24 protein-coding genes are annotated in these 26,906 nt (G+C 68.1%); 15 read left to right on the forward strand and 9 right to left on the reverse strand.

The window, feature by feature from the left end; all coding sequences use genetic code 11:
* The first annotated feature begins 71 nt into the window (after nucleotides 1–71).
* Nucleotides 72–2,639, forward strand: coding sequence for an EAL domain-containing protein (locus OZ671_RS16515; protein ID WP_268861764.1), 2,568 nt, complete (start codon nucleotides 72–74; stop codon nucleotides 2,637–2,639).
* A gap of 8 nt (nucleotides 2,640–2,647) precedes the next feature.
* Here the strand turns inward: OZ671_RS16515 and OZ671_RS16520 are convergent, their stop codons facing one another.
* On the reverse strand, nucleotides 2,648–3,403 hold the full coding sequence (locus tag OZ671_RS16520) for a class I SAM-dependent methyltransferase (protein WP_268861765.1): 756 nt from the start codon (nucleotides 3,401–3,403) through the stop codon (nucleotides 2,648–2,650).
* Between the two features lie 131 nt (nucleotides 3,404–3,534).
* A complete protein-coding gene (locus OZ671_RS16525; protein WP_268861766.1) occupies nucleotides 3,535–4,341 on the reverse strand; it encodes an IclR family transcriptional regulator in 807 nt (268 codons plus the stop codon).
* 140 nt (nucleotides 4,342–4,481) lie between these two features.
* Between OZ671_RS16525 and OZ671_RS16530 the strand changes: the two genes are divergently transcribed.
* Together OZ671_RS16530 and OZ671_RS16535 are read left to right on the forward strand one after the other, a co-directional pair.
* Nucleotides 4,482–5,618 carry a M20/M25/M40 family metallo-hydrolase gene (locus OZ671_RS16530; protein ID WP_268861767.1) on the forward strand — a complete coding sequence of 379 codons (1,137 nt, stop codon included), beginning with the start codon at nucleotides 4,482–4,484 and terminating at the stop codon, nucleotides 5,616–5,618.
* A gap of 25 nt (nucleotides 5,619–5,643) precedes the next feature.
* Nucleotides 5,644–5,811 carry a hypothetical protein gene (locus OZ671_RS16535; RefSeq protein WP_268861768.1) on the forward strand — a complete coding sequence of 56 codons (168 nt, stop codon included), beginning with the start codon at nucleotides 5,644–5,646 and terminating at the stop codon, nucleotides 5,809–5,811.
* Nucleotides 5,812–5,818: 7 nt separating this feature from the next.
* Here the strand turns inward: OZ671_RS16535 and OZ671_RS16540 are convergent, their stop codons facing one another.
* On the reverse strand, nucleotides 5,819–6,706 hold the full coding sequence (locus OZ671_RS16540; RefSeq protein ID WP_268861769.1) for a LysR substrate-binding domain-containing protein: 888 nt from the start codon (nucleotides 6,704–6,706) through the stop codon (nucleotides 5,819–5,821).
* Nucleotides 6,707–6,884: 178 nt separating this feature from the next.
* On the opposite strand from OZ671_RS16540, the gene OZ671_RS16545 reads away from it, so the two are divergent.
* From OZ671_RS16545 to OZ671_RS16570, 6 genes are all read left to right on the forward strand, one after another.
* On the forward strand, nucleotides 6,885–7,961 hold the full coding sequence (locus OZ671_RS16545) for an ABC transporter ATP-binding protein (protein ID WP_268861770.1): 1,077 nt from the start codon (nucleotides 6,885–6,887) through the stop codon (nucleotides 7,959–7,961).
* Nucleotides 7,958–8,818: an ABC transporter permease gene (locus tag OZ671_RS16550; RefSeq protein ID WP_268861771.1), complete on the forward strand. Its 861-nt coding sequence runs from the start codon at nucleotides 7,958–7,960 to the stop codon at nucleotides 8,816–8,818. The genes OZ671_RS16545 and OZ671_RS16550 overlap by 4 nt, the downstream gene beginning before the upstream one ends.
* Before the next feature lie 11 nt (nucleotides 8,819–8,829).
* Entirely contained in the window at nucleotides 8,830–9,627 is a 798-nt protein-coding gene (locus tag OZ671_RS16555; protein ID WP_268861772.1) for an ABC transporter permease, read from the forward strand.
* 25 nt (nucleotides 9,628–9,652) lie between these two features.
* Nucleotides 9,653–10,774, forward strand: a complete 1,122-nt coding sequence (locus tag OZ671_RS16560) for an ABC transporter substrate-binding protein (RefSeq protein WP_268861773.1) — start codon at nucleotides 9,653–9,655, stop codon at nucleotides 10,772–10,774.
* 107 nt (nucleotides 10,775–10,881) lie between these two features.
* Nucleotides 10,882–11,805, forward strand: a complete 924-nt coding sequence (locus OZ671_RS16565) for an arginase family protein (RefSeq protein ID WP_268861774.1) — start codon at nucleotides 10,882–10,884, stop codon at nucleotides 11,803–11,805.
* A gap of 314 nt (nucleotides 11,806–12,119) precedes the next feature.
* A complete protein-coding gene (locus tag OZ671_RS16570) occupies nucleotides 12,120–12,887 on the forward strand; it encodes an outer membrane protein (RefSeq protein ID WP_038306853.1) in 768 nt (255 codons plus the stop codon).
* Between the two features lie 165 nt (nucleotides 12,888–13,052).
* On the opposite strand, the gene OZ671_RS16575 is transcribed toward OZ671_RS16570, so the two are convergent.
* Entirely contained in the window at nucleotides 13,053–14,075 is a 1,023-nt protein-coding gene (locus tag OZ671_RS16575; RefSeq protein ID WP_268861775.1) for a phosphotransferase family protein, read from the reverse strand.
* Nucleotides 14,076–14,195: 120 nt separating this feature from the next.
* Nucleotides 14,196–15,407 carry an acyl-CoA dehydrogenase family protein gene (locus OZ671_RS16580; RefSeq protein ID WP_268861776.1) on the reverse strand — a complete coding sequence of 404 codons (1,212 nt, stop codon included), beginning with the start codon at nucleotides 15,405–15,407 and terminating at the stop codon, nucleotides 14,196–14,198.
* A gap of 184 nt (nucleotides 15,408–15,591) precedes the next feature.
* Between OZ671_RS16580 and OZ671_RS16585 the strand changes: the two genes are divergently transcribed.
* The 3 genes from OZ671_RS16585 to OZ671_RS16595 all read left to right on the forward strand — a co-directional run bounded on the left by OZ671_RS16585 (nucleotide 15,592) and on the right by OZ671_RS16595 (nucleotide 17,789).
* On the forward strand, nucleotides 15,592–16,281 hold the full coding sequence (locus OZ671_RS16585; RefSeq protein WP_268861777.1) for a TetR/AcrR family transcriptional regulator: 690 nt from the start codon (nucleotides 15,592–15,594) through the stop codon (nucleotides 16,279–16,281).
* A 302-nt stretch (nucleotides 16,282–16,583) separates the two neighbouring features.
* The gene (locus OZ671_RS16590; RefSeq protein ID WP_268861778.1) at nucleotides 16,584–17,171 is read left to right on the forward strand and encodes a YcxB family protein; all 588 of its coding nucleotides are present in this window, start codon (nucleotides 16,584–16,586) and stop codon (nucleotides 17,169–17,171) included.
* A gap of 60 nt (nucleotides 17,172–17,231) precedes the next feature.
* Nucleotides 17,232–17,789, forward strand: coding sequence for a YcxB family protein (locus tag OZ671_RS16595; RefSeq protein WP_268861779.1), 558 nt, complete (start codon nucleotides 17,232–17,234; stop codon nucleotides 17,787–17,789).
* 24 nt (nucleotides 17,790–17,813) lie between these two features.
* Here the strand turns inward: OZ671_RS16595 and OZ671_RS16600 are convergent, their stop codons facing one another.
* A complete protein-coding gene (locus tag OZ671_RS16600) occupies nucleotides 17,814–18,866 on the reverse strand; it encodes an MBL fold metallo-hydrolase (RefSeq protein ID WP_268861780.1) in 1,053 nt (350 codons plus the stop codon).
* Between the two features lie 442 nt (nucleotides 18,867–19,308).
* Here OZ671_RS16600 and OZ671_RS16605 point away from each other — a divergent pair, with 442 nt between their 5' ends.
* From OZ671_RS16605 to OZ671_RS16615, 3 genes are all read left to right on the forward strand, one after another.
* Nucleotides 19,309–19,575, forward strand: a complete 267-nt coding sequence (locus OZ671_RS16605) for a hypothetical protein (protein WP_268861781.1) — start codon at nucleotides 19,309–19,311, stop codon at nucleotides 19,573–19,575.
* A 185-nt stretch (nucleotides 19,576–19,760) separates the two neighbouring features.
* The gene (mgtA, locus tag OZ671_RS16610) at nucleotides 19,761–22,448 is read left to right on the forward strand and encodes a magnesium-translocating P-type ATPase (RefSeq protein WP_268861782.1); all 2,688 of its coding nucleotides are present in this window, start codon (nucleotides 19,761–19,763) and stop codon (nucleotides 22,446–22,448) included.
* Nucleotides 22,449–22,574: 126 nt separating this feature from the next.
* Nucleotides 22,575–23,051, forward strand: a complete 477-nt coding sequence (locus OZ671_RS16615; protein WP_268861783.1) for a DUF2493 domain-containing protein — start codon at nucleotides 22,575–22,577, stop codon at nucleotides 23,049–23,051.
* A gap of 90 nt (nucleotides 23,052–23,141) precedes the next feature.
* Here OZ671_RS16615 and OZ671_RS16620 read toward each other — a convergent pair whose 3' ends face one another.
* The 3 genes from OZ671_RS16620 to OZ671_RS16630 are packed head-to-tail and all read right to left on the reverse strand — an operon-like array spanning nucleotide 23,142 to nucleotide 26,748.
* Nucleotides 23,142–24,347, reverse strand: a complete 1,206-nt coding sequence (locus OZ671_RS16620) for an acetyl-CoA acetyltransferase (protein ID WP_038306869.1) — start codon at nucleotides 24,345–24,347, stop codon at nucleotides 23,142–23,144.
* Nucleotides 24,348–24,359: 12 nt separating this feature from the next.
* Nucleotides 24,360–25,817 carry a hydroxymethylglutaryl-CoA synthase family protein gene (locus OZ671_RS16625; RefSeq protein ID WP_268861784.1) on the reverse strand — a complete coding sequence of 486 codons (1,458 nt, stop codon included), beginning with the start codon at nucleotides 25,815–25,817 and terminating at the stop codon, nucleotides 24,360–24,362.
* A 10-nt stretch (nucleotides 25,818–25,827) separates the two neighbouring features.
* Nucleotides 25,828–26,748, reverse strand: coding sequence for an SDR family NAD(P)-dependent oxidoreductase (locus OZ671_RS16630; protein WP_268861785.1), 921 nt, complete (start codon nucleotides 26,746–26,748; stop codon nucleotides 25,828–25,830).
* Nucleotides 26,749–26,906: the final 158 nt, after the last annotated feature.

Below are 26,906 nucleotides of genomic sequence, written 5' to 3' on the forward strand. Positions count from 1 at the left end.
TGCTGGACAGAGCCGCCCATTTCTGCATGCTATCCGCCTCGCTGCGGGAGGCAGGGTCTGCGGGTCAGGCAATGAGCGAAAGCCAGCAAGCCGATAGTGCGACTACACTCTTTGGCCCGGTGCTGGAGCAGGCCATCGACGCTGTCGTCATGTTCGGCCCCGACGATACTGTGACATTCTTCAACCAGGCGGCGGAGCGCCTGTGGGGCTATAGCCGCGACGAGGTGATCGGCCGCGAGAGCAGCCTGCTTCTGTCGCTGCCGACGCCCAGGCGATCGCCCTCAATCAGACAGGCGGGCGCCTCCCCGCCCCGTCCCGGCACCAGCACGGAGCTGCCGGTCGCACGCAAGGACGGCAGCATCGCCTGGATCACGCTTTCGCTGTCCGACATCCGCTCCGGCGAGTTCCGCTTCCGCGCGGCCTTCGCCAGGGACATCACCGCCGACATGCAGCGGCGCGAGGAGATCTATCTTCCCTCGCTGGTCGCCGACGAGACCGACCGGGCCGTGATCATCACCGACATCAGGCGCCGCATCGTCTATTGCAACCGGGCCTTCACGGCCATGTTCGGCTATGAACGGTCCGAGGTGATGGGCCGCTCGCCCACCGCGCTCCTGCGCGGCCGCCACACCGATCCGAAGACCCTCGCCCATCTCAACGGCCTTGCCGGCCGCGAGCGCGGGCTGCGCGAGGAGATCCTCGGCTATACCAAATCCGGTCGTGAAATCTGGCTCTCGGCCTCGATCAACCCGATCCGCGACCAGGCCGGCCGGTTCCGCCATGCCGTCTCCGTCATCGCCGACATCACCGAAGCCAAGCAGACCCAGATGCTGCAGCAGCGCGTGCTCGAGGCGCTTGCCAACGACCGGCCGCTGGGCGAGGTGACCGATCTCATCTGCCGTCAGGTCGAGGCGATCACCCCCGGCGTCGTCTGCTCGATCCTGCGCATCGACGGCGCCGGCTGCATCCGCCCGCTCGCCGGCCCCAGCCTGCCCGACCACTACAGCCGGGCGCTCGACGGCGTGCCGATCGGTCCCAATGTCGGCTCCTGCGGCACGGCCGCCTATCTCGGCATTCCCGTCCTGGTCGACGACATCGACACGAGCCCGCTCTGGGCGCCGTACAAGGAACTGCCGCTGCCGCTCGGCCTGCTCGCCTGCTGGTCGAGCCCGATCAAGCTCAAGGATGGCCGCGTCGCCGGCACCTTCGCCTTCTATTTCCGCGAGAAGCGCGGGCCGAGTGCCTGGCACGAGCGTCTGGTCGAGGCCTGCGTGCATCTCTGCGCGCTCGCCATCGAGCGCCACGATGCCAAGGCCTATATCGACCAGCTCGCCTATTACGACACGCTGACCGGCCTGCCGAACCGTCTCATGCTCGGCGCCAGGATCGACCAGACGATCGCCACGGCCGCTGCCGGCGGCAGGCAGCTCGCCCTGCTGTTCCTCGACATCGACAATTTCAAGGACGTGAACGACTCGCTCGGCCATTCCGCCGGCGACGCCCTGCTCGTCGAGATCGCCCGCCGCCTGCAGGCCGAGCTGAGGGCCGGCGACATCGTCAGCCGGCTCGGCGGCGACGAATTCGTAGTCATGCTGAACGACTGCGGCATCGGCGATGCCGCCCAGGTGGCCGACCGCATCCTCGGCGCGCTCGCCGATCCGGTCCAGGTCGAGACCATGGCCCTGCCGGTCTCCGCCAGCATCGGCATCAGCCTCTATCCGCGCGACGGGCTGAACAAGGAGGCCCTGCTGAAACATGCCGACACCGCCATGTACGAGGCCAAGGCCTCCGGCCGCGGCACGCATCGTTTCTTCAGCCAGGACATGAATCAGCTGTCCCAGGAGCGGCTCGTCCTGGGCGCGGCGCTCGGCGACGCGCTCGGCCAGGGCGGCCTGCAACTGCACTACCAGCCGCAGGTGCGTGCCGAGGACGACGCCCTGCAGGGCGTCGAGGCGCTGGCCCGCTGGCACCATCCGGTGCTCGGCAACATCCCGCCCGACAAGTTCATCGCCGTTGCGGAGGAAACCGGCCTGATCGAGCAGGTCGGCGAATGGGTGCTGGGCGAAGCCTGCCGCCAGATGGCGGAATGGCGCCAGCGCGGCATCCTCATCCCCACCGTCTCGGTCAATCTGTCGCCGCTCAACTTCCGCAGCCGCCGCCTGCCTGACATCGTCGCCGCGGCGCTGCAACGCCACGGGCTCGACGCCAGGGCGCTCACCCTCGAAATCACCGAGGGCGTCATGATGGATCAGCGCGCGGACACCACCGCCACCGTGCAGGCGGTCCACGCGCTCGGCGTCCGCCTGTCGCTCGATGATTTCGGCATCGGCTATTCCAGCCTGTCGTCGATCACCCGCCTGCCGATCGAGGAGTTGAAGATCGACCGCAGCTTCATGCGCGATCTCGAAACCGACCAGAACGCCCGCGCCGTCGCCTCTGCGGTCATCCGCATCGGCCACAGCCTGGCGCTGAACGTCGTCGCCGAGGGCGTGGAGAGCGAGGCGCAGCGGCGCTTCCTGCAGGCGCTGCGCTGCCATGTGCTGCAGGGCTTCCTTTATGCCAAGGCGCTGCCGCCCCGGGACCTCGAAGCCTGGGTCCGCCGGCGCGGCACGGCCCATCTCGACGCGCAGATGGCCTGACCGGAGCGTCAGGCTGGCCGCAGCGCCGACAGCAGGAGGAACGGCGGCCTCCGCGCATGCAGCGCCAGCTCCGGCCGTGCCGCCAGCGCAGCGGCGGTGGGCGCCGGCTCGCCCAGCGCCTCGATCCGGAAACCGGCAGCGATCAGTCCCGTGACATAGGTCTCGACGGTGCGGTGATATTTGACGACGCCGTCGACGAACCAGCGGGTGTCGCGCCTGCCCTCCTCGCGATAGCGGTCGACCGGCCAATGCAGCGGCCGGCCCGCCGCATCGCAGGTCCAGCCTGAGGGATCGGCCGTGCACATCGGATGTTCCACCGAGAAGACGAAGCGGCCTGCGGGCGCTAGCGCGTCGAAGATGCGCGAAACGGCCGACCGGTAGTCGGCGACGTAATGCAGGGCGAGCGAAGAGACGGCGAGGTCGAAGGCGCCCGAGATCGGCCCGAAATCCTCGATCGCGCCCCTGACATAGCCGACAGCCGGATCGTCGGTGAGCCGTGCCGCCTCCTCCAGCATGCGTTCGGAAATATCGAGCCCGGTCACCGCCACGGCGCCCTGCCCCCGGGCGAACCGCACGAAATCGCCGAAACCGCAACCGAGATCGAGCACCCGGAGACCGGCAAGCGCCGGCAGGAGCGCGCGCAGCGCCGGGGTCTCCAGCGCGCCGTTGAGGCCGCTGTCGTTCTGGCGCAAGGCCCGGTAACCGGCGAAGAAGGTCGGGTCGTCATAGATGTTCTGTGGCTCCGCAGGCACGTCGCGGCTCATTGTCCGCCTCCTGTTGCTCGGCCGCGATCCGGCGGCGGCTTAGATGGGCAGGTCCTCACCGGCAAGCGGCGCAGGCACAACCGAGCCATGCGGCGCCGGCCGCGCCCGAGGCGCCGTCCGCATGCCGGCGGTCAGAGCGCCCGCCGCCCGAGCGCGGCAGCATGGGCCTTCAATGTCGCGAAATAGCCCGCTGCCACCAGCTCGCGCGCGTGATCGCCGAGCGTCGAGATGCTGAGCGCGCCAAGCAATTGCCCGTGCCGGTCGAAAACCGGCACGCCGAGCGCCGTCAGCCCGACAACATAATCGTCCGCCGCCAGGACCGCGCCGTCGCGGGCGATCTCGGCAGCCTTGGCCATGAGCTCGTCCCTGTCGACCAGGCTGAACGGCGTCCGCCGCACCATGACCTGGGCGAGGGCGCGTGCGCGGTCGACCGGCGCGAGATGGCCGAGCAGCGCGAGCGGCCCGCCGCCGCTGTTCAGCGTGGTGCGGCTTCCCACCGCCGACCAGGTGACCTCGACGCGTGGCGCGGTCGGCCGCACGCGCTCGATGCAGACCGCCATGCCGTCCCTGTGCACCCAGAGAAAGGCCGTCGCCGACGTCTCCTCGGCGATCGCGCGCAGCACCGGCGCCGCCACCTCGCGCAGCGACCCGCCGATATCGACGGCGGCGAACAGTTCGAGCAGGCCGTGGCTCAGCGCATAGAGCCCGTCCTTGTGATCGACCAGCCCGCCTGCCTCCAGCGTGTGCAGCAGCCGCCGCGCGGTGTTCTTGTCCAGCGCGGTGGCGCCGGCCAGCTCGGTCAGCGTCTGTCGCGGCCGGCCGGGCTGAAACACCCGCAATAGCGCGATCGAGCGCTCGACCGCCCGCACGATCGGCACCCCGGCACGGGTCGGCACCTTTCTCGGCGGCTCAGGCATGGTCGCGGCTTTCGGCGGCAAATGATCCCTCCTCACCGGTAGAGCCGACGGCCAGAGTCGGCAACGCATGGCTCAGCCTCGCAGGCAAAGTATCATCTGTTGACACTCGTATCATTATAAACAAGGCTGCGCCGAAACTGCTCCCCGGGAGGAACCCATTGATGTCGCTCGTCGCCGCTGTCCATGACACCGAGCTTGCCGAGGCCATCATGGCCTGGGCGCGCATCCACAGCCCGACCTTCGACAAGGCCGGCGTCGACAGGATGATGGATCTGGCGGCGGCCGAGACGGCGCGCCTCGGCCTGGCGGTCGAGCGCAAGCCTGGCGAGGTCTATGGCGACACGGTGATCGCGCGGCTCGCCGGCCCTGGCGGCGAGGTCGAAGGCGGCATCCTGGTACTCGGCCATCTCGACACCGTGCATGGCGCCGATTCCGTCGGCCGCGACCTCGCCGTCTCGATCGAGGGTGACCGGATCTATGGCCCCGGCATCTATGACATGAAGGGCGGCATGCGCATGGCGCTCCACGCCCTGGAGCTCATCGGGCGGCTGAACCTGAAACCGAAGCTTCCCGTCACCTTCCTGTTCATTCCCGACGAAGAAATCGGCAGCCCGACCAGCCGCGACCTGATCGAACGGGAGGCGCTGCGCCAGCGCTACGTGCTGGTGCCGGAACCTTCCCATGACGGGCGGCTGGTCACCGGCCGGCATGCCTTCCAGCGCTTCGTCATCCGGACGCGCGGCCGACCGGCCCATGCCGGCGTCGACAACCGCCACGGCAAGAGCGCCATCGCCGCCATGGCCGAGCTGATCGGCGAGATCGAGACGCGGTCTGATTTCGACGCCGGCGAGACCTTCAGCGTCGGCGTCGTCAGGGGCGGCAAGTTCGTTAATGTCATCCCGACGGCCTGCGAGGCCGAGGTGCTCTGCGTCTCGCCGACGGAAGCGAGCGTCGCCCGTGTCCGCGCCGCCATGCTCGGTCTTGCCGGCGCGCGCGGCCAGGGCATCACCGTGGAGGTCGAGCCCGGCCCGGTCCGCCCGCTCTTCCAGTGCGGACGCGGCACGCTCGCCCTGTTCGAGCGGGCCCGGGCGATCGCGGCCGAAGCCGGCCTCAAGCTCGGCCACGGCCAGTTCGGCGGCGGCAGCGACGGCAACTTTACCGGCGCCCTCGGCATTCCGACGCTCGACGGCCTCGGCGTCGACGGCGCCGGCCTGCACACGCCGGGCGAATACATGATCCGCTCCACGCTGGCGCGCCGCTGCGCGATCCTCGCCGGCCTGCTGCGCGATCTCGACTGATCCGCCGCCCGAAGCTTCCTCCCCGATGTCCGGATGTCGCCGTGACCCGCATTCGCTGCTGACCTACGGCCCGCTCGCCGACAACATCCATGGCTTCGACGAGCGCGTCCGGATCAGCGCGATCCGCCGGATCACCGGCGCGATCGCACCGTCCATCACCGAATGGTGCGGGCTCGAACCGGTCGCGCCCTGATGCCGCCTCAGCCCGGCCGCGCCGTCGACATCCTGCGGAACTCCGCGACGAAGTCGGTGGCGATCCGCGACAGCGGCCGGTTGGTCGGGCGGAACATGGCGAATTTGTAGAAGAGCTCCGGCTCGAACGGCCGGATCACCAGGCCGAGCTTGTCGAAATGCGCGCCGGTCGCGGCATCGACGATGGTGACGCCGAGATTTTCCATGACCAGCGCGCAGGCCGAGCCGAAGAACTCGACATGGGCCGCCATCTTCAGCGGCACGCCGGCCTCGGCGAAGGCCCGCTCGATCGCCTCGTGCAGGAAGTGATCGGCATAGAGCGAGATGACCGGCACGCCTTCGAGCAGGGCCGGCGTGATCACCGGATGCCGGCCGAGCGGATGACGGGCCGGCAGCACCGCGACGCAGCCGATCTGGAAGACCTCGATGATGGCCGCCGGACTGTCGATCGGCAGTTCAGCAAAGCCGATATCGAAGGCATCGATGCGGCCGAGATCGCGCACCGTCGGCGACGAGCGGGTGATGAAGCGCACGGTGCCGTCGGGCCAGCGCTTCAGGAGTTCGGCAATGATCGGCGGCAGCACATAGGTCGCAAGGCCCGGCTGGCTCGCCAGCGCCAGCGTGCCCGATTTCACGCGCTTCAGATCGCGCGCCACCTCCATGGTGCGCTCCAGCGCGCCGAGCGAGCGGCGCGCCTCCTCGTAGAACAGCGCCGCCTCGGGGGTGGCTTCCAGCTTGCCCTTGCGCCGCTTGAACAGGGCGAGCCCGAGCTCGTCCTCGAGGCGGGTGATGAGATTGCTCACCGCCGGCTGCGACTTGCCGGTGAGCGCGGCGGCCGCCGTCATCGAACCGGTTTCGATCACCGCGCGAAAGGCTTCCAGATGACGGGTATCCATGGCGTTTCCTCGCCCGGGGACGGCATAGTCGCCAGGTGGTTATAATTTGAGATTATATGTTTTGCACATAATTCGTTTTGACCTCCAAGTCGGGCTGGACCAACACTTTTGTCGTTTTTGGGGCGCCCGGGGGCGCTGGGACGAACGGGGCGTCGAGGCGGTGAAAAACAATCTGGTCTTGTCCGGTCTTGCCAAGCGCTATGGCGACTTCGTCGCGCTGCACGAGACCCATCTCGACATCAAGGCCGGCGAGTTCGTCACGCTGCTCGGCCCGTCGGGGTCCGGCAAGACGACGATCCTGATGAGCATTGCCGGGTTCGTCGCGCCCTCCTCGGGCCAGATCCTGCTCGACGGGGTCGACGTGACCGGCCTGCCGCCGGAGCGGCGCAATTTCGGCGTGGTGTTCCAGGGCTATGCGCTGTTCCCGCACCTGACCGTCTATGACAACGTCGCCTTTCCGCTGCGCGCCCGCGGCATCCGCGGCGCGGCGGCCCGCCCGAAGATCGAGGCGGCGCTCGAAATGGCCCAGCTCGGCGCCTTTGCCGGCCGCCTGCCTCGCCAGCTTTCCGGCGGCCAGCAGCAGCGCGTGGCGCTGGCCCGCTCGCTGGTGTTCGAGCCCGAGCTGCTGCTGCTGGACGAGCCCCTGAGCGCGCTCGACCGGGCGCTGCGCAAGGACTTCCAGTCGGAGTTCAAGGCGATCCACCGCCAGGTCGGCACCACCTTCATCTATGTGACCCACGACCAGGAGGAGGCGCTGACCATGTCGGACCGCATCGTCATCCTGGACCGCGGCCGCATCCTGCAATGCGCGCCGCCTGCCGAGCTCTACGAGCGGCCGGCCACCGAATTCGTCGCCGGCTTCCTCGGCAAGAGCAATTTCCTGCGCGGCCGCATCGGCCGCCGCGCCGACGGCCTTGCCGAGATCGCCGGGCCGGCGCTGACGAGCTGGGCTGCGGTCGGCCGGCAGCAGGACCTTGGCGAGGGTGCCCAGGCGGTCGCTGCGCTGCGCCCGGAAAAGATCCGCCTGCACCGCACCGAGCCTTCGGCGGATGCCTGCTCGGCGCGCGGCCGGGTCAGCGAGCTCACCTATCTCGGCGCGACCTGCGAGGTGACGCTGACCCTGGCGGACGGATCGCAGCTCGCCGCCCTGATGCCGGCGGGCGCCATCGCCCTTGCCGAAGGCGACGAGATCGTCGCCTCCTGGGCCCCTGACGCGGCGATCCTGGTGGAGCCGCGGGCGGAGCCCGGCCGATGAGCGCCGCCGCGATCGACAGTCCCGGCCGCGCGCATGGCGAGTGGCTCTACTGGGCGCTCCTGATCGCGCCCTGCATCGTGCTCGGCCTGTTCTATGTGGTGCCGGTGGCCAACGTGCTGGTGATGAGCGTCACCGTGCCGAAGACCGGCCTTGCCAACTATGCCGAACTCGCCAGCAACGGCGCCGTGCAGCGCGTGCTGATCACCACGCTGAGGATCGGCGCGATCACGACGGTCGTGACCCTCCTGCTCGGCTATGCGGTCGCCTATGCCCTCGTCCAATGCGGCCCGCGCGAGCGCCAGATCCTGCTCGCCGTGGTGCTGGCGAGCTTCTGGATCAGCGCTCTGATCCGCGCCTTCGCCTGGGTCGCGATCCTGCAGTCCTCGGGCCTCGTCAACGCGACCCTGATGGGCCTCGGCCTGATCGATGCGCCGCTGCAGCTGGTGCGCAACGAAACCGGCGTGATGATCGGCATGATCCACTACATGCTGCCCTATGCCATCCTGCCGCTCTACGCCAACATGGCCGGCATCGACCGCAGCCTGATGCCGGCGGCCCGCGCGCTCGGCGCGACGCGCTTCCAGGCCTTCCGCTGGGTGTTCCTGCCGATGAGCCTGCCCGGCCTGATCGGCGCCGGCGTGATCGTGCTGATCTTTTCGCTCGGCTTCTACATCACCCCCGCCATCCTCGGCGGCGGCAAGACCATCATGGTCGCCGAATATGTCAGCGTGCAGATCTCCGAGACCCTGCGCTGGGGCCTCGCCGCCATGCTTGCCTCCACCCTGCTCGCCAGCGTCCTCCTCCTGGTCTTCTGGCTCAGCCGCTTCATGGATGTCGAAGCGGCGCTGAAGAAGTGACGGGCGCGACCATGGCACTGCAAGACGAACGCCCGACCGGCCTGTCCCTCCCCCGCATCCTTGCCTGGGCGACGGCGGCCTTCCTGATCCTGCCGATCCTGGTGGTGATCCCGATCTCGTTCACCCCGGAGCGCTATCTTTCGCTCCCCTCGGGCAGCCTGTCGCTGCGCCACTATGCGAGCCTCGTCAACGATGCGCGCTGGTCGAAGAGCATTCTCGACAGCCTGATGGTGGCGCTCGGCGCAACCGTCCTCGCCGGCGGCCTCGGCACCGCCTTCGCGGTCGGCGCCTGGCGGCTCGGCGTGCCGCTCGCCCGGCGCCTCAGGCTGCTCATGCTGGCCCCGATCATCGTGCCGCCGATCGTTCACGCCATTGCCTTCTACAAGGCCTGGGCGGTGATCGGCCTGCTCGACAGCTATCTCGGCCTCGTCCTCATCCACACCATGAAGGGCCTGCCCTTCGTCGTGCTGACGGTGGCCGGCTCGCTCGCCAATCTCGACCACAAGCTGGAGCAGGCCGCGCGCAGCCTCGGCGCCACCGCCTCCCAGGCGATGCGCTGGGTCGTGCTGCCGCAGATCGCCACCGGCGTCGCCTCCGGCGCGGTCTTCGCCTTCATCACCTCCTGGGACGAGACGGTGGTCGCGCTGTTCGTCACCAGCCGGCGCGTCACAACCCTGCCGCGCCGCATCTGGGAGGGACTTGCCGACAATATCGATCCGGCGATCGCCGCCATGGGCACGCTGATGATCGTGGCGACGGTCGCGGTCGTCGCCGTCAAGACATTCCGGACCCGCGAAGCCAGGGCCTGAAGCGGGCACCACAGAGGAGGGCAGCATGTCGACGTCAGAACACCAGGAATTCCGCGAGGACTGCCTCGCCATCCTGCGCGAAGGGAGCGAGGGCAAGCGCGTGCATCGCCGCCGTTTCCTGCAGGCGATCGCCGCCCTCGGCGTCGTGCCGGCCGGCTTGCGCTTCACCCCGGCCCATGCCGCCGCCTCCGAAGTGGTGGTGGTCAATTGGGGCGGCGACGCCGTGCCGGCCTATGACGACATCTGGGCCAAGCCCTTCTCCGCCGCCAATGCCGGCGTCAAGGCGGTGATCAACGGCGCCGGCCCGACCTCGGGCAAGATCAAGGCGATGGTCGAGAGCCGCGCGGTGACCTGGGACGTCTGCGACCGGACGATGCCGGCCTCGCTCGAGCTCGGCCGCCAGAACCTGCTCGAGCAGGTCGACTGGAACATCGTCGCCTACAACAAGCTGCGCCCGGCGCACCGGTCCGACTGGGGCGTCGGCGCCTATCTCTATTCCTTCGCGCTGACCTACGACCGCGAGGCGCTGAAGGGCGCGACGCCGAAATCCTGGGCCGACTTCTGGAACGTCAAGGATTTCCCGGGCAAGCGTACCCTGCGCAACAATATCGAGGGCATGCTGGAAGCGGCCCTGATGGCCGACGGGGTCGCGCCCGACAAGATCTATCCGATCAATGTCGACCGCGCCCTCGACAAGATCAAGCAGATCAAGCAGCACACCATCTTCTGGAGCACCGGCGCGGAGAGCCAGCAGCTGTTCCGCAACAAGGAGGTGGTCATGGGCAATCTGTGGCACACCCGCTCGATGCTGCTCGCCAAGGAGGTCGGCGACCGCATCCAGTTCACCTTCGACCAGGGCGTGCTGTTCGCTGGTGCCTGGATCGTGCCGAAGGGCAATCCGGCCGGCCCGCTCGCCTGGAAATTCATCGCCTCGGCCCAGGATCCGCAAAGCCAGGTCGAGCTGTTCAAGCGCGTCGGCAACGGCCCGATCAATCCCGCAGCCTCGGCGCTGGTGCCGGCCGAGCTGAAGGCGCTCGACTGCGGGTCGCCGGAGAATTTCGCCAAGCAGGTGATCGTCGACGCCGAGTGGTATGCCGAGCACTATGCTGCGGCCCTCAACCGCTACATGGACGTGATCGCGTCCTGATCGCGCTCGCGCGCTTCGCGCCGAAGCGCCGTCCGCTCAAGCATCCCTTGCGGGCCGGCCAGCGCCGGCCCGCTGCGACACCCTCCGAAAAGGCAGCAGGACCCATCATGACGGCGACCCCCTTCGCCTTCGCGCCCACCTTCATGGGCGTGCCCCACCGCACCGAGATCGGCGATGCCAAGGCGGTGATCCTCGGCCTGCCCTTCGACTGCGGCACCCATCCCCAGCGCATCGGCTCGCGCCTCGGGCCCGCCGCCATCCGCGAGCAGTCCCAGCTCCTGCGCGCCTATGACTGGACCACCGGCATCAACCCGCTCGAGGCGCTCGGCGTCATCGACGTCGGCGACGCGCGCGTCCTCTCGGGCGAGGTCGAGCCGTCCTACGCCGCCATCGAGGCCGCGGTCGGGGCCATCGCCGAGAAGCGCGCCGTGGTGGTGTCGCTCGGCGGCGACGGCGCCATCGCGCTGCCCGAGATGCGCGCCCTCCACCGCGTCTATCCCGACCTCGTCATCCTCCACATCGACGCCCATACCGATGCCTATCCGATCCCCGGCTACAACACCGCCACGGCCTTCTCCCGGGCGGTCGAGGAAGGCCTCGTCGACGCCGGGCGCTCGTTCCAGGTCGGCATGCGCGGCGCCACCATGGTGCCCGGCGTGCATGCTCACGGCCTGGCGCTGGGCTACCGGGTTGTTCCGATGAACGAGCTTCTGTCGCGCGGCATCGACGATGTCTTCGCCGAGATCCGCCGCACCATCGGCGATCGCCCGGTCTACCTCTCCTACGACATGGACTTCTTCGATCCTTCGGTGGCGCCGGGCGTCTGCACCCCCACCTGGGGCGGTGCCTCGGCCCGCGAGGGCCTCGCCGTGCTCGAGGCCTGCGGCGGGCTCAATCTCGTGGGAATCAATATCAACACGGTCAGCCCGCCCCACGATGTCGGCGGCATGTCGGCCCTGCTCGCGGCGACCGTGGCGCTCAACGCCCTGCAATTGATTGCACGCCAGCACCAGGCGGCGGGCGCGGCCTGAGTCTCTCCTCGGGCCCGATCCGGGGGGTTGACCGCCCGCCTCATATCCGCCACAAATTCGGCCAGTTGCCGTCAAAACCTGTGTCGGTCAGGGCACAGGTCCCCCTTGAAGACCCCGGCGGCAGCCCGAAAGACCCCAAGCGCAGCCTCTGGCCGATTGACTCCTCCGAACGGTGGAGTATCCCAAGCATAACAACGAAATCGGTCAGCCACCTTTTCGAGACCGACGTTCAACGGGAGTTGGACAATTCGCTGTTCAGATCTCTGGCTGACTGCAACAGGGCGCAGTCCAAACAGGATTAGAAAGGCATAGTCATGAAGAAGTTGCTCCTCGCCGGCACCGCGCTCGCCGCCTTCGCTTCCGGCGCTCAGGCCGCCGACCTCGGCGTTCGTCGCGTCGAAGTTCCGGCCGCTGTCATTGCCCCGGTCTTCTCCTGGACCGGCTTCTACGTCGGTGGCTATCTCGGCGTCAGCCTCCGCAACGCCCGCTTCAACGACCTCGACGGCTACAACACGCCGGGCACCTGGGGTAAGAACACCGCCAACTTCCTCGGCGGTGGCACCATCGGCTACAACTATCAGGTGTCGCCGAACTTCCTCGTCGGTGTTGAAGGCGAACTCGGCTATCTCGGTGGCGCTCGCCGCGCTGACCCGACCTCGCCGGGCCTCGACACGGTCGGCCGTATCAACGACAGCGTCTACGGCCTGATCACTGCCCGCCTCGGCTACACCTTCGATCGCACCCTCATCTACGTGAAGGGCGGTCTTGCTCTCGGCGGTGGCAGCACCCGCGTGACCGATACCTGCTCGGCGGCTCCGTGCGGCCCGCTGACCCTGTCGGGTTCGCGTTCGTCGAATGTCGGCTGGACGATCGGTGGCGGTATCGAATACGCCGCGTACCAGAACTGGACCGTCAAGCTCGAGTACAACTACGTCAGCTTCGGCAACCAGACCATCAACGCTCTGGCCTCGGACGGCTTCAACTACCGCTTCCGTTCGCAGAACAACGACGCTCACCTGATCAAGATCGGTGTGAACTACCTGTTCTCGACCGGCCCGGGCGCCGTGGTTGCTCGCTACTGATAAGCATCGATCTTCATCAGAAGATCATGACGGACGGGCCGCCTTCGGGCGGCCCGTTTCGTTTTGGACCGGCGTCCGCGGACCATGGAGCGGCGCGAATCGGCAAGGCGTGACAGCCACGGCGGGGCGGCGAAGCCGCCGCGGCGCTCGGCCTCCTGTCGGATCTCAGGTGAAGGCGGCGGCGCGCCGGGCGAAGACGCCGGCAAGACGCCCAACCTCGCCGGCATTGGCCGCCGCCGCCGTGCCGGCCCTCGCCCTGACGGCAATGCCGTCGAAGATCGCCGCCCAGCGGAACAGCGCATAGGCCATGTGGAAGGGTGCGAGCCGCGCCTCATGGCGCACGGCGCCATAGTAGTCCGCCGCATAGGCCTCCTGCCCGGGAATGCCGAGGGTGGCGAGATCGAGGCCGGCCAGGCCGCCATATTCGTCCGGCGCGGTCAGCCAGGCCGTGCAGCTGTGGCTGAGGTCGCCCAGGGGATGGCCGAGCGTCGAAAGCTCCCAGTCGAGCACGGCGATCACGCGCGGCTCGGTCGGGTGGAACATCAGATTGCCGATCCGGTAGTCGCCATGGGCGATGCCTGAGGTCTCGTCATCGGGGATATGGGCCGGCAGCCACGTGATCAGCCGCCTGAAATCGGCATTGGCATCGCTGCCGGCAGCTTCGAGCTGGCGCGTCCAGCGGCTGATCTGCCGGGCGAAATAGGCCCCCGGCCGACCGAAATCGGCAAGGCCGCAAGCGGCGGGGTCGACATTGTGCAGCGCTGCCAGGGTCTCGGCCATGGAGCGGTACATGGCCGTCCGCTCGGACGGCGCGACATTCGCCAGGGCGCAATCGTGGAACACCCGGCCTTCGAGCCTGGTCATGACATAGAAGGGCGTGCCGATCAGGCTGCGATCGGTGCAGAAGGCGAGCGCCGGCGCCACCGGCACGGGGGTGCCGGCCAGCGCGGAGATGACCCGGAATTCGCGATCGATGGCATGGGCCGAAGGCAGCAGCTCGCCGGGCGGCTGCTTGCGCAGCACCAGCCTGCGGTCGTCATAGGTGACGAAGAAGGTCGGATTGGACTGGCCGCCGGAGATTGGCTCGATCTCCGGCCGGCCGGAAACGCCGAGCTCGGCCTTCAGATAGCCATCCAGCTTCGCGACATCGAAGGCCGGCGTCAGCCCGCCCTTGCTCGTTTCCGCCATGATCTCTCCCGGCCTTGATTCCGCCCTCAAGCCCTAGAGGCTGCGGGCGCCGATGGCCAGCCGTCCAAAAGCTGAGGCGCACCGGCGTCGCGGTGCGCCGTTTCCCCCAACGAGGCTGCGTCAGTCGCGCGCGACCGGCCAGCGCCAGAAGTCGGATCCCTCGCCGCTGAGGGCCCGACTCAGCACCATGCGATGCACCTCGTCGGCGCCGTCGACGATGCGCGCCTGCCGGGCGTAACGATAGATCCATTCGAGCACCGTGTCCTTGGAATAGCCGCGGGCGCCGTTGATCTGGATCGCGACGTCGGCCGCCTGGTGCAGCGTATTGGCCGCCTGGATCTTCGCCATGGAGACCTCCTTGCGGGCGAAATTGCCGCGATCGAGCTCCCAGGCCGCCTTCATCACCAGGAGCCGGCCGATCTCGATGTTCATGGCGAGGCCACCGAGCATCAGCTGCACGCTTTCCCGGTCCGCCAGCCGCACGCCGAATCCCTGCCGGGTCGCGGCATAGTCGTTGGCGATCTCGACGCAGCGCTTGGCTAGGCCCAACCAGCGCATGCAATGGGTCAGCCGCGCCGGGCCGAGGCGGATCTGGGTGATCTTCATGCCCTGCCCCTCGCCCATCAGCACGTCCTCGGGCGGGATGACCAGGCCGTCGAAGGCGATCTCGCAATGACCGCCATGCTCCTCCGGCCCCATAATGCCGATGCGCCTGACGATCTTCCAGCCCGGCTGGTCGCGGTGGAACATGAAGGCGGTCAGGCCGCCGCGGGCATCCTCGCCCGTGCGGGCGATCAGGATGAAGTGCGCGGCCTCGGCGGCGCCGGTGATGAACCATTTGTGGCCGTAGATGCGATAGGAGCCGTCGGCCTGGCGCTCGGCGCGCGTCATCATCATCGACGGGTCGGAGCCGCCGCCCGGATGCGGTTCGGTCATGACGAAGGCCGAGCGCACCTTGCCCTCGACGATCGGCTGAAGCCAGCGCTGCTTCTGGTCGGGCGTCGCGATCGCTTCGAGCACCATCATGTTGCCGTCGTCGGGCGCCGCCGAATTGAACACGGCGGGGCCGAAGATCGAGCGGTTCATCGCCTCGTAGCAGACCGCCATGCCGACCCGGCCGGCGCCGAGCCCGCCGGTCTCCGGCCGCAGCTGGAGGCACCAGAGCCCTTGCGCGCGCGCCTTGGCCCTGACCCGGTCGAGCAGGCCGAGCTCGATGTTTTCGTGCGCGTCATAGGAGGCGGGATCGGTCTCCAGCGGCAGGACCTCGGTCTCCACGAAGGCGGCGATGCGCCGGCGCAGGTCGTCGAGTTCGGCTGAGATCGTGAAGTCCATCGACGTACCTTTCAAAAACGAGCGAGCGCTCGCTTTATAGATCGGACCGTGCCATGGTGCAATGCGGACGCGCCTCCGCCGAACGGTGGAGAGACGGCCTTGCGGCGACGGCCGCTTTCGGCAATCGAGAGAAGCAGGCCCGGCGCGGCTCACCGCCGCGCGCCGGCCGACCGGAGCGACAGGGATGGACAGGCTTTCAAGCTTCCAGGCGCATTACGATCTCGGCACCGAGGCGCTCTGTGCGCGTATCCTCAAGCGCCACCGCGAGACCATTCGGGTCAAGAAGGCGCATGTCGCGACCGCCAACCTCGCCCGCATCATCGACGCCACCCTGAAGCTCGCCAACCGCACCGCCTTCCATTCCATGACGGTGCGCGACCTCGTCGAGGAGACCGGGCTCAGCATGGGAGCGCTCTATGCCTATGTCGACACCAAGGATACGCTGCTGGCGATGATCCTCGACACCGTCACCGGCATCGTCGTCGAGGTGCTGGATGCGCCGCCCGGCGAGATCGCCGGCAACCCGGCCGAGCATCTGCGCTGGTTCGTCCGCAGCCACGTCTTTCTGTCGGAAACCATGCTGCCCTGGTTCGTCTTCGCCTATATGGAGGCCAAGGCCTTTCCGCCGCAGGAGCGCCGCAAGGCGACGATGAGCGAGCAGCGCACGGAAAGCATGATCGCCGCCATTCTCGAGGCCGGCAAGGCGAGGCGCTCCTTCGCCGTCGGCGACATCACCATGACCGCCGCCCTGATCAAGCCGATGATCCAGGACTGGTACGTCAAGCGCGCCAAATATCGCAAACGCAATGTCAGCCCGGAAGCCTTTGCGGCCGCGCTGATCGACTTCATCGAGAGCGCCATCCTGCAACGCTGACCGCAGCCGCCGGCGCGCCCGCCGTCGGCGTTGCCGTGGCCGGCCGGCCATGGGCGCTGAAATCCCCGTCCCGCCAGCCGTGAAACCCGATGCACATGCCGTCGCCATCGGCGGATCCGGCGCGTGGTCGCCCCGGGCGGCGCGCCTGCCTGGCCGACATGCTGGAGCCAGAGACCACATCGCCTTCCGGACACCGGCGGCGGAGCAAGCTGGAAATCATCGCTTGCCATGGCAGCCTCGCCGGCCGAAATTTCCGGACCGTTCACGTGATTTGATCATCCATCGCGCACTCGCACCAGCACATGCCCGATCCGCATCAAGACGCTACGGCCGAGCCCGCGGCCATCACCGGCCAGACCACGCTGCGGCAAACTGACCAGCTCCGCTTCCTCCTCGCTTGGCTGCCGCGCGTGCTCGCGATCATGTTCGGCCTGTGCTGTATCGCCTTCGTCGCCGGATGGCTTTTCGGCATGCCGGCGCGGCGGCGCGCCTACTACCTCGCCAATCCCTGGGAGGGCCTTCGGGACGTCCTCGGCGACATCGGCTGGATGCCCGTCGCCGCCACTGCCTTTTATGCCCTTGTCCTGTTCGCATTGAGCTGGTTTCAGTTCCACCGCGTGCCTGCGGCGAGCCGTGCCGTCCGATATGAAGCCAATGACGAAGCGCTCATCACCCGCGACGAGGCCGGCGCCGCGTTGACATTGCCCTGGGCCATGCTGCGCGAGGTGAAGGCGACCGGCCATCTCCTCGTCATGAAGCTGAGGACGCGGGCGTGGCGCTACCTGCCGCTGCGTGCCTTTTCTCCGAAAGATCAGGCACGCTTGCAGGCCCTGATCGAGCGGCGCCTTGCCACAAATGCAAACGCGCCAAGGCGCGATCAGGGCGGTTGATCGGCACGCCCTCGCCATGGCCACGCCCGTCCTACCACCCTTGAGAATTTTGAGGCCGCGATGACGACATCCGATCGGCCCCCGATCGTCGGGCAGACGACCTTGTCCCTGGGCGACTCCTTCGCTTTCCTTGCCGCCCAGCTGCCGCGTGTCCTGATCGGCATGTTTGTGCTGTCGACCATGCTTTTTGTCATCTTGTGGTTCGTTCTCCTGACCGATGCCGAGCGCGCCCATTTCGACGCCGACACCGCGGCAGGGATCAGGCGCTTCCTCACCGACGCCGGCTGGATGCCGCTTGCCCTCACAGCGCTCTGGCCCGTCCTGCTGGTCGTGCTGAGCTGGGTGCAGTTCCATCGCATACCGGCGCTGAACCGGCAGCTCCGCTATGAGATCGACGCTGAGGGTATCGTCACGCGCGACGCGGCCGGCACGGAACTGAAAGTGCCCTGGACCATGGTTCAGCAGACCAGGACGACCCGGCATCTGCTGCTCTTGAAACTGAACACGCGCGCCTGGCGCTATCTGCCCTGGCGGGCGTTCGCGCCCGAGGATCGGGACCGGCTGCTGGCGCTCGCCAGCCAGAGCGTGGCGGCAGGCGCCGTCCGCCCGGGCGCATGACTACCAGCCGCCGGCGGTTCGCGGTCAGACGAGCCCATAACGATAGACGCCCGCATCGTCGGGCCGGCGCGTCACGCGGCCACGGCGCAGGAGATGATTGAGATGCGCCAGCGTCTCGCCCACGGCAAACTTCATCTGCCTGTGGTCGAGCGGCCGCCGGAACAGGCCGCTCGCAATGTCGGCGGCGCTGCGCGCGCCGTCGCACTGGACGAGGATCCTCGCCCGCCGCGCCTCGTGGCCGGCGACGAGCGCATCGACGCGGCGGTGCAGCCCCTGGAACGGCATGCCGTGGGACGGCAGCACCAGCGTATCCTCCGGCAGGGCCCTGAACCGGTCGAGGGCGGCGAGATAGTCGCCGAGCGGATCGCCGTCCGGCTCCTGCGCGACGACGCCGATATAGGGCGAGATGGTTTCGAGGACATGATCCGCCGCGATCAGCAGCCGCCGGCGCGGCTCGAACAGGCAGATCTGCTCGGGTGCATGGCCGGCCGCGACCATGACGCGCCAGCCCGCCCCGCCGATGCCGATCTCGTCGCCGTCGGCAAGGCGCACGAAGCACGGCGGCAAGGGGCCGACCAGGTCGGTGTAGAACGACTGATGGCCGGCGAGATAATCCAGGAAGCCGGCATTGCAGCCGGCCGCGCGGTGGAAGGCCTGGGCACGGGCGAGCGAAGCGGCCGGGTCCTCGGCGAGCGTGTGGCGCACCAGCAGCCAGTCGGTCCTGGAGATCCAGAGCGGCACGCCGAAGCGCTCGACGATCCAGCCGGCAAGGCCGACATGGTCGAGATGGGCGTGGGTGACGATGAGCCGGTTCAGCGGCCGTCCCGCGAGATGGCCGGCGAACACCTTGTCCCACAGGGCGCGGCTCTCGGCATCGTCGGTGCCGGCATCGACCAGCGTCCAGCCCTCGCCGTCGGCCATCAGCCAGGCATTGACGTGCCACGGCGAAAAGGACAGCGGCAGGCGCACCAGGAAGATCCCGGGCGCGACCGGCATCGGCTCGCCCGCGGCCGGCGGGAGGCCCGCCGCGTCCTCGGTCTCGGCCGGCCGATAGGCGCGCCTCGCATCACCCGACACCCGCTCGTCTCCCTCGTCCCCGCCAGGCCCGAATGCGACGGCGGACCATGAAATATAATTCTGCATCGCGAAAATGGCAGCGGCCTTTCGACAGATGCCGCCCGCGCCGCGCGCAGATCGCGCGGGCCGGAAAAATGCAGACGGAGCATGAGGATAGCAAAGGCGGAGAAGATCGGGCGCGGTGGCCGCTTTTGGGTTGACAGGCCGAGCCGCCCGCACTACGCCGGTCGTGCCTGGTTCGTCCGGGCCCTTTTCCCACAATCGAAGCAGATCGATGGACAGCTACCCTAGTAGTACCACGGCGGTCGGCCTGACCGCCCGGGTGCTCCAACAACTGAGCAGGACGGGATCCGACCCGATCGGTCGGGTGATCGACGCCAGGGCTTAAGGGCTCCATCGTCGCTCGCCTCCGGCCGGGTCCGATCCGGTCAGGAGGTGAGCCATGAACTTCACGTTCGCAACGCTTCTTGCCGTGCGGGCCCCGCGGCCCGAGAACAACCGCCGGCATGCCGGCGATCGTCCCCGCGCGATGCGCGTCGTTCATCAACCGTACCGCGGCGTGGCCGGCGCCGGTCGGGCGTCCCGCCCGCGCGCCGCCTGGCGCATCTGCCCTGTCACCGGACGACCGGTGCTGCGCTGGTCGGCCGAACCGCAAGGCGACGGCAGTCGCTGCCGCCGGCACGGCGCATCCGCACAAGGGAGGCCATGATGGACGACCCTTCTAGTAGTCCCGTCCCGGCCCGCGCCCATTCTCCGGCGCCGGCCGGGCGGGCCTTCGTCGATCCCACCGAGCCCATTGAACCGGTCACGCCACATGCGGATCGGCACGCCGAGGCACGCCCGTCCAGCGGGTGATGACCTGGCCTGCCGCCGCGCGTAGCGGGAGGCAGAGCCATGAACCAGATCACTTTCCGTTCCGACCTGAGGAAGGCGGAACCCATCGAAGACAAGCGCCTGTCCATGCGCGCCGTGCGCGAGGCGCAAAACAGCCTCGAGGCGACCTTTGCCAATGTGAGAGGCGGCCCCGAGGGGCTGACCGTGGCGGAGGCGGTCGAGCGGCTCGGCCGCGAGGGCAGGAACGAGGTCGCGCATGATCGGCCGCCGCACTGGCTGCTGCAGCTTGCCGGCTGTTTCAACAACCCCTTCATCCTCGTCCTGGTGGCGCTGGCCGTCATTCAGTTCGTCTCCAGCCCGGACGAGCTCAAGCCCGTGATCATCGTCGCCGTGATGGTCGGGGTCAGCGTCGCCTTGCGGTTCTGGCAGGAATTCCGCTCGGCTCGTGCCGCCGACAGGCTGAAGGCCATGGTGCGCACCACGGCAACCGTCCTGCGCCGCGGCTGGGACGAGGGCGAGGCCACGCCGCGCGAGATCGATATGCGTGACCTGGTCGCCGGCGACGTCATCCGCCTTTCCGCTGGCGACATGGTGCCGGCCGATGTCAGGCTGATCACCTCCCGCGACCTGTTCATCAGCCAGGCCGTGCTGACGGGAGAATCCATCCCGATCGAGAAATACGACACATCAGGCCACGTCGCGGCAAAGTCGGCGCAACTGCCGGCCGTCGATCCCGCCGACGTGCTCGATCTACCGAATATCTGCTTCATGGGCACCAATGTCGTCAGCGGCACCGCCACGGCGATCGTCGTCGCCACCGGTCGGCGCACCTATTTCGGATCGCTGGCAAGATCGATCGTCGGCCAGCGCGCGCAGACGAGCTTCGACCGCGGCGTCAACAGCGTGAGCTGGCTGCTCATCCGCTTCATGCTGGTCATGGTGCCCGTCGTCTTCGCCATCAACGGCTTCACCAAGGGCGACTGGAGCGAGGCGCTGCTGTTCGCCATCTCGGTTGCGGTCGGCCTGACGCCGGAAATGCTGCCGATGATCGTCAGCGCCAATCTGTCCAAGGGCGCGGTCGCCATGGCCCGGCGCAAGGTGGTGGTGAAAAGGCTCAACGCCATTCAGAACCTCGGCGCCATGGACGTCTTGTGCACCGACAAGACCGGCACGCTGACCCAGGATCGGGTCATCCTGGAGCATCATCTCGACGTGCACGGACGGGACGACGAGGCAGTGCTTCGCCTCGCCTTCCTCAACAGCCATCACCAGAGCGGCATGAAGAACCTGATGGACCAGGCGGTGCTGCGCTTCATGGCGGAGAAGGGCCGGGGCTGCGACGCCACGCTCTACAGGAAGATCGACGAGCTGCCGTTCGACTTCGTCCGCCGCCGCCTGTCGATCGTGGTCGAGACGCTGAAACGCGAGCATCTGATGATCGCCAAGGGTGCGGTCGAGGAAATGCTCGCCGTTTCCAGCCATGTGCGCGACGGCGACGCCGTGGTGCCGCTGGACGATGCGCGCCGCGCCGCGCTGCTGGGCCTTGCCCGCGCCCAGAATGCCGACGGCTTCCGCGTCCTCATCGTCGCGACCCGCCTCCTGGTCGCCGGCGACGTGAAGCAGCTCTATGCCAATGCCGACGAGCGCGACCTCACCATCGAGGGTTTCCTGACCTTCCTCGACCCGCCCAAGGAGACCGCAGGCCCCGCCATCGCGGCGCTGCGCGGCAATGGCGTCGCGGTCAAGATCCTGACCGGCGACAACGCCGTCGTATCGTCGAAGATCTGCCGCGACGTGGGGCTCGAGCCTGGCGAGCCGCTGCTCGGCCGCGATGTCGAAAAGCTCGACGAGCCCGCGCTGCGCGCCGCCGTCGAGGCCCATGCCGTCTTCGCCAAGATGTCGCCGCTGCAGAAGGCGCGCGTCGTCAGGGCGCTGCAGGCGAACGGCCACACGGTCGGCTTCCTCGGCGACGGCATCAACGATGCGCCGGCCCTGCGCGACGCCGATGTCGGCATCTCCGTCGATACCGGCGCCGACATCGCCAAGGAATCGGCGGACATCATCCTTCTGGAAAAGAGCCTGATGGTGCTGGAGGAAGGCATCATCAAAGGCCGGGAGACCTTCGGCAACATCATCAAATACATCAAGATGACCGCCAGCTCGAATTTCGGCAACGTCTTCTCGGTGCTGGTGGCGAGCGCCTTCCTGCCCTTCCTGCCGATGCTGGCGCTGCATCTGCTGATCCAGAACCTCTGCTACGACATCTCCCAGCTCTCGCTGCCCTGGGACAGGATGGACCGCGAGTTCCTGCGCGAGCCGCGCAAATGGGCCGCCGGTGATATCGGCCGGTTCATGATCTGCATCGGGCCGATCTCGTCGATCTTCGACATCTCGACCTATTGCCTCATGTGGTTCGTCTTCGCCGCCAATGCGCCCGAACATCAATCGCTGTTCCAGTCGGGCTGGTTCATCGAGGGCCTGCTGTCGCAGACGCTGATCGTCCACATGATCCGCACGCAGAAGATCCCGTTCGCCCAGAGCACGGCGGCCTGGCCGGTCCTGCTCCTGACCGGCGCGATCATGGCCTTCGGCATCTACCTGCCGTTCTCGCCGATCGGCGCGGCCGTCGGCCTCCAGCCCCTGCCGCCGGCCTATTTCCCATGGCTGGTGGCGACCCTCGCCGGCTACTGCGTGCTGACCCAGATCGTCAAGACGCTCTACATCCGCCACTTCAAGACCTGGCTGTGAAGCGCGCGGCCCGGCCGGAAAGCCATGCCGGCCGGGCCACCGCAAAGGCCGGGATCCATTCGAAACAAGGTCCGGGACCGCCAGCGCAAAGCCGCCGCCGGGCCACGATCAAAACGGAGAAACCCCATGCGTCTTCTGATCTGTGGCGGGCGCCACTACGACGATGCCGACGCCATCCGCCAGGCGCTCGACCGCCAGCATCGCGAACGGCCGGTCAGCGTTCTCGTTCACGGCGGACTCGCGGGTATCGGCTCGGCGGCCGAAGCCTGGGCGCGTGAGCACAATGTCCATGTCATACGCTATCCGCCGAACTGGACGCTGCTCGGCAGCAGGGCCGAGGCACACCGCAATGCCTTCATGCTGACGGACAGCCGGCCGGACTTCGTCATCGCCTTTCCGGGCGGGCGCGACACGCTCGAACTCCTGCGCATGGCCAGGGCCGCCGGGCTGCCGGTGCTGCATGCCAGGGCTGGCGCGGGCATGACCGAGGCCTTGCAGGACGGCTGCGAAGCCGCTGCCGAGGATCAGCCGGAGGGCCGACCGTGGGGCGCCGCGAGGCTGAGGCGCCATCACCACCCCGTGCTGAGCGCACCGCTGCAGTGAGGCGAGGGCGCGCCGCGGCACAAAAGAAGGCCCGCCCCCGGGAGGAAGGGGACAGGCCCACGAGGTTATCCATGCCTCCTGCGGCGCCGGTCAGGCGCCGTGCTGGCCGATGACGACGACCGAGCAGACGTTCTGGTGCGGGAAGCCGCCGAGATTGTGCGTCACCCCGAAGACCGGCGGCTGCTGGCGCTGGCGCTCGCCCGCCCGGCCCTGCATCTGCAGGTACATCTCGTAGATCATCCTCAGGCCGGACGCGCCGATCGGATGGCCGAAACATTTCAGGCCGCCGTCGATCTGGCAGGGGATCTTGCCGTCGGCATCGAAGAAGCCGTCCATCACGTCGCGCAGCGCCCCGCCCTCGGGCGACAGATGCAGGTCCTCCATGGTGACGAATTCGGTCACCGAGAAGCAGTCGTGCACCTCGACGAGCGAGATCTGCTCGCGCGGATTGGTGATGCCGGCTTCCGCATAGGCGCGCTTGGAGGCGATCCTGGTGGTGGCGAAATAGGTGCTGTCCCAGGAATTGTGCTGGGCCTCGGTGCCGTTCGAGACCGAAAGCTGCAGCGCCTTGACCGAGACGAGATCGTGCTTGCCGAGGCTGCGCGCGATCTCCGGCGTCGTGACGATGGCGCAGGCCGCACCATCGGACACGCCGCAGCAGTCGAACAGCCCGAGAGGCTCTGCCACCATCGGCGCCTTCATCACCGTTTCCTCGGTGATCTTGTTGCGCAGATGGGCTTTCGGATTGCGCGAGCCGTTGTCGTGGCTCTTCACCGAGATATGGGCGAGCGCGCGCTTGAAGTCGCCCGCATCGACGCCGTGCTTGGCACGGTAGGCGGCGCCGAGCTGGGCGAACACGCCGGGCGCCGACAGGTTCGGCCAGTACATGGAATTGACGACGCCCCGGCCGCGCTGCGGCAGGCCGCCATAGCCGGTGTCCTTCAGCTTCTCGACGCCCAGAGCCAGCGCGATGTCGCAGGCGCCCGACGCGACCGCATAGGTCGCGCCACGGAACGCCTCCGAGCCGGACGCGCAATAGTTCTCGACCCGCGTCACCGGGATGTAGCCGAGCCTGAGCGCCACCGCGAGCGGCACGCCGGACTTGCCGACATGCTGCTCCTCGATGCCGGTGGCGAACCAGGCGGCCTCGATCTGCTTGGTCTCGATGCCGGCGTCGGTCAGCGCCTCCTCATAGGCCTCGACCATCAGGTCTTCGGCGTTGCAGTCCCAGCGCTCGCCGAATTTCGAGCAGCCCATGCCGAGGATGGCGACCTTGTCGCGAATGCCTGAAGCCATAACCCCGCTCCTTCAGCTCTCAGCGGCGGCGACCGGCGCCGCCTTCCAGAAATAACGCGTGAACCCGCGCTGCTGGTCCTGATCCTTGATCCGGAACACCATGCGCATGGGCATGCCGACCTCCACCTTGCCGAGCTCGACATCGGTGATGTCCATCATGATGCGCCCGCCGTCGCGGAACTGGATCATGCCGAAATGCTGCGGCGGTTCGGGACTGTAGGTCAGCATGTCGGCCGTGTAGGACATGACTTCGCCGGTCATTTCGGCAAAGGGATGGTCGACCTGCGTATGCACCGCATGGCAGTTCGGCCCGACGCAGATCTTGGTCTTGGGAAATTGCAGCGTGCCGCAGGCCGTGCAGCGGCCGCCGACGAGTCCCTGGACCATCTCGTTGTTGCGGTAGAGCGCCGTCATGGCGGTGGCCTTGTCGAGCTCGGCCCGCATGCCGCGCTCCAGCGGGATCAGGTCGTTGAATGCCAGGAACTTGGCATAGCTCGTCTCGGGCCGCCGGCGCTTGAGACTGCCGGTGACGCCGCGCCGGGGCTGAAGCGCGCCGATCGCCTCGGTCACCTCCAAAACCAGCACGTCGCAGCCCTGGCCGAAGCCGACCACCACGATGCGCTCGCCGGGCTTGGCGCTTTCCAGCGTCTGCGCCAGCATCACCAGGGCATGGGCCGCGCCGGTATCGCCGCAGACGCCCGCCAGATTGTCGCGCACCGATGCTTCCGGCAGCTTGCTCCTCTGCGCGACCATCTGCGCGATGCGCGGCAATATGCCGGGCATGCAGAAATGGCCGACCGCGTCGGGCGCCATGCCGGCCTTGCCGAGCGCCGCGGCGATTGCCGGCGGCACGATCTTCAGATAGCCCTCGTCGCGAATCCAGCGTTCCTCCCAGCCATAGTCGAAGGCACGGTCGAAGGCGCGGAACTGGTCGACGAAATCGACCGTCTCGCTATGGCTGGCAACGAGCCTGGCGATCGGCCGGCCCTCGCCGACCAGCAGTGCCACGGCGCCGTCGCCATATTGCAGCTCCTGCGCGCTGCCTGCCTTGGCCTTGCGCTTCTCGCTCGCCGCGAACAGCGTCGGGCCGCGCCCGGCCGGCGCTTCCAGCGCGGCGATCAGGCCCGAGGTCGCGGCGCGCCGCGAACCCGTCAGGTCCTGCGTGCGGATGCTGGACGGCAGGTTGAGCGCGGCGGCCACCACCGCGCTGTTCGACCGGTCGGCGAAGGGCAAGGTGGTGGATGCAAGATGCACCGCCCCGAGCGTCTCGCGCGGGAGGTCGCCGAGGCAGTCGCGCGCCGCCTCCACCGCCATGGTGATCGGATCCTCGTCCCAGCCGGCCATCGACCGTTCGCCCTTGCCGAGCGACTTGAGGGCCGGATTGAACCAGGCATTGGCTTCCGCCGCCGCCTGGCGCTGCAGTCTCAGGCGCGGCACATGCGCGCCGTAGCTCAGGATTCCCATGGACATGCCGGTCACCTCAGATCGGATCCCAGGTGAAGATGTCGCCCGACCGCTCGAGCGGATAGAACGCCGTCTTCAGCGCCGGAATGCCGTGCTCGGCGAGCGACTGGCAACTCCAGCCTTCGGAGCGGTGGATCGACCGGACCGGCCGGGACTGGCCCATCAGGAAGATCTCGTTCATGCGCACGGCGAAGATCTGGCCGGTCACGTCCTTGGCGGCGTCGGTCAGCAGGAACACCGACAGCGGCGCGATCTTTTCCGGGCCCATCGCCTGGATCTTGGCGACCCGCGCCTTCTGCGCCTCGGTCTCGGTTGGGATGGTGCCGATCAGCCGGCTCCAGGCGAAGGGCGAGACGCAGTTGGAGCGCACGTTGAAGCGGGCCATGTCGAGCGCGATCGACTTGGACATGCCGACGATGCCGAGCTTGGCGGCCGCGTAGTTGGCCTGGCCGAAATTGCCGATGAGGCCGGAGGTCGAGGTGAAGTGCACCATCGAGCCGCTGCCCTGGTCGCGGAACAGCCGGGCGGCCGCGTGCGAGACGTAGAAGCTGCCGAGCAGGTGCACCTTCACCACCAGCTCGAAATCGGCGACGCTCATCTTGTGGAAGATCGCGTCGCGCAGGATGCCGGCATTGTTCACGATGCCGTCGAGCCGGCCGTAGCTGTCGAGCGCCGTCTTGACGATGGCATTGGCGGAGGCGGGCTCCGCGACGCTGTCGAAATTGGCCACCGCCGTGCCGCCGCGCTTCCTGATCTCGGCGACGACCTCCTCGGCGGGCGCGGCGCTGGCGCCATCGCCATCGGCCGAGCCGCCGAGATCGTTGACCACCACCTTGGCCCCCTCGGCCGCCGCCAGCAGCGCGATCTCGCGGCCGATGCCGCGGCCGGCACCGGTGACGATCACCACCTTGCCGTCGAGATTTGTCGTCTGGCTCATCTGGTTTCCTCTCTCATCGCGCCCGTCGTTCCAGGCGCCCAAGGCCGGCCGCCGCGCTGCGTCCGACGGGCCCATCTTCGATACGGCTCCATCAAAGGTCAAACTTGTGCGGAAATCAATTCCGCCTTACGGAATAGGCCAACACACAGGGACACGCT

It is taken from the genome of Phreatobacter sp. AB_2022a (genome assembly GCF_026847585.1).
Taxonomy (GTDB): Bacteria; Pseudomonadota; Alphaproteobacteria; order Rhizobiales; family Phreatobacteraceae; genus Phreatobacter.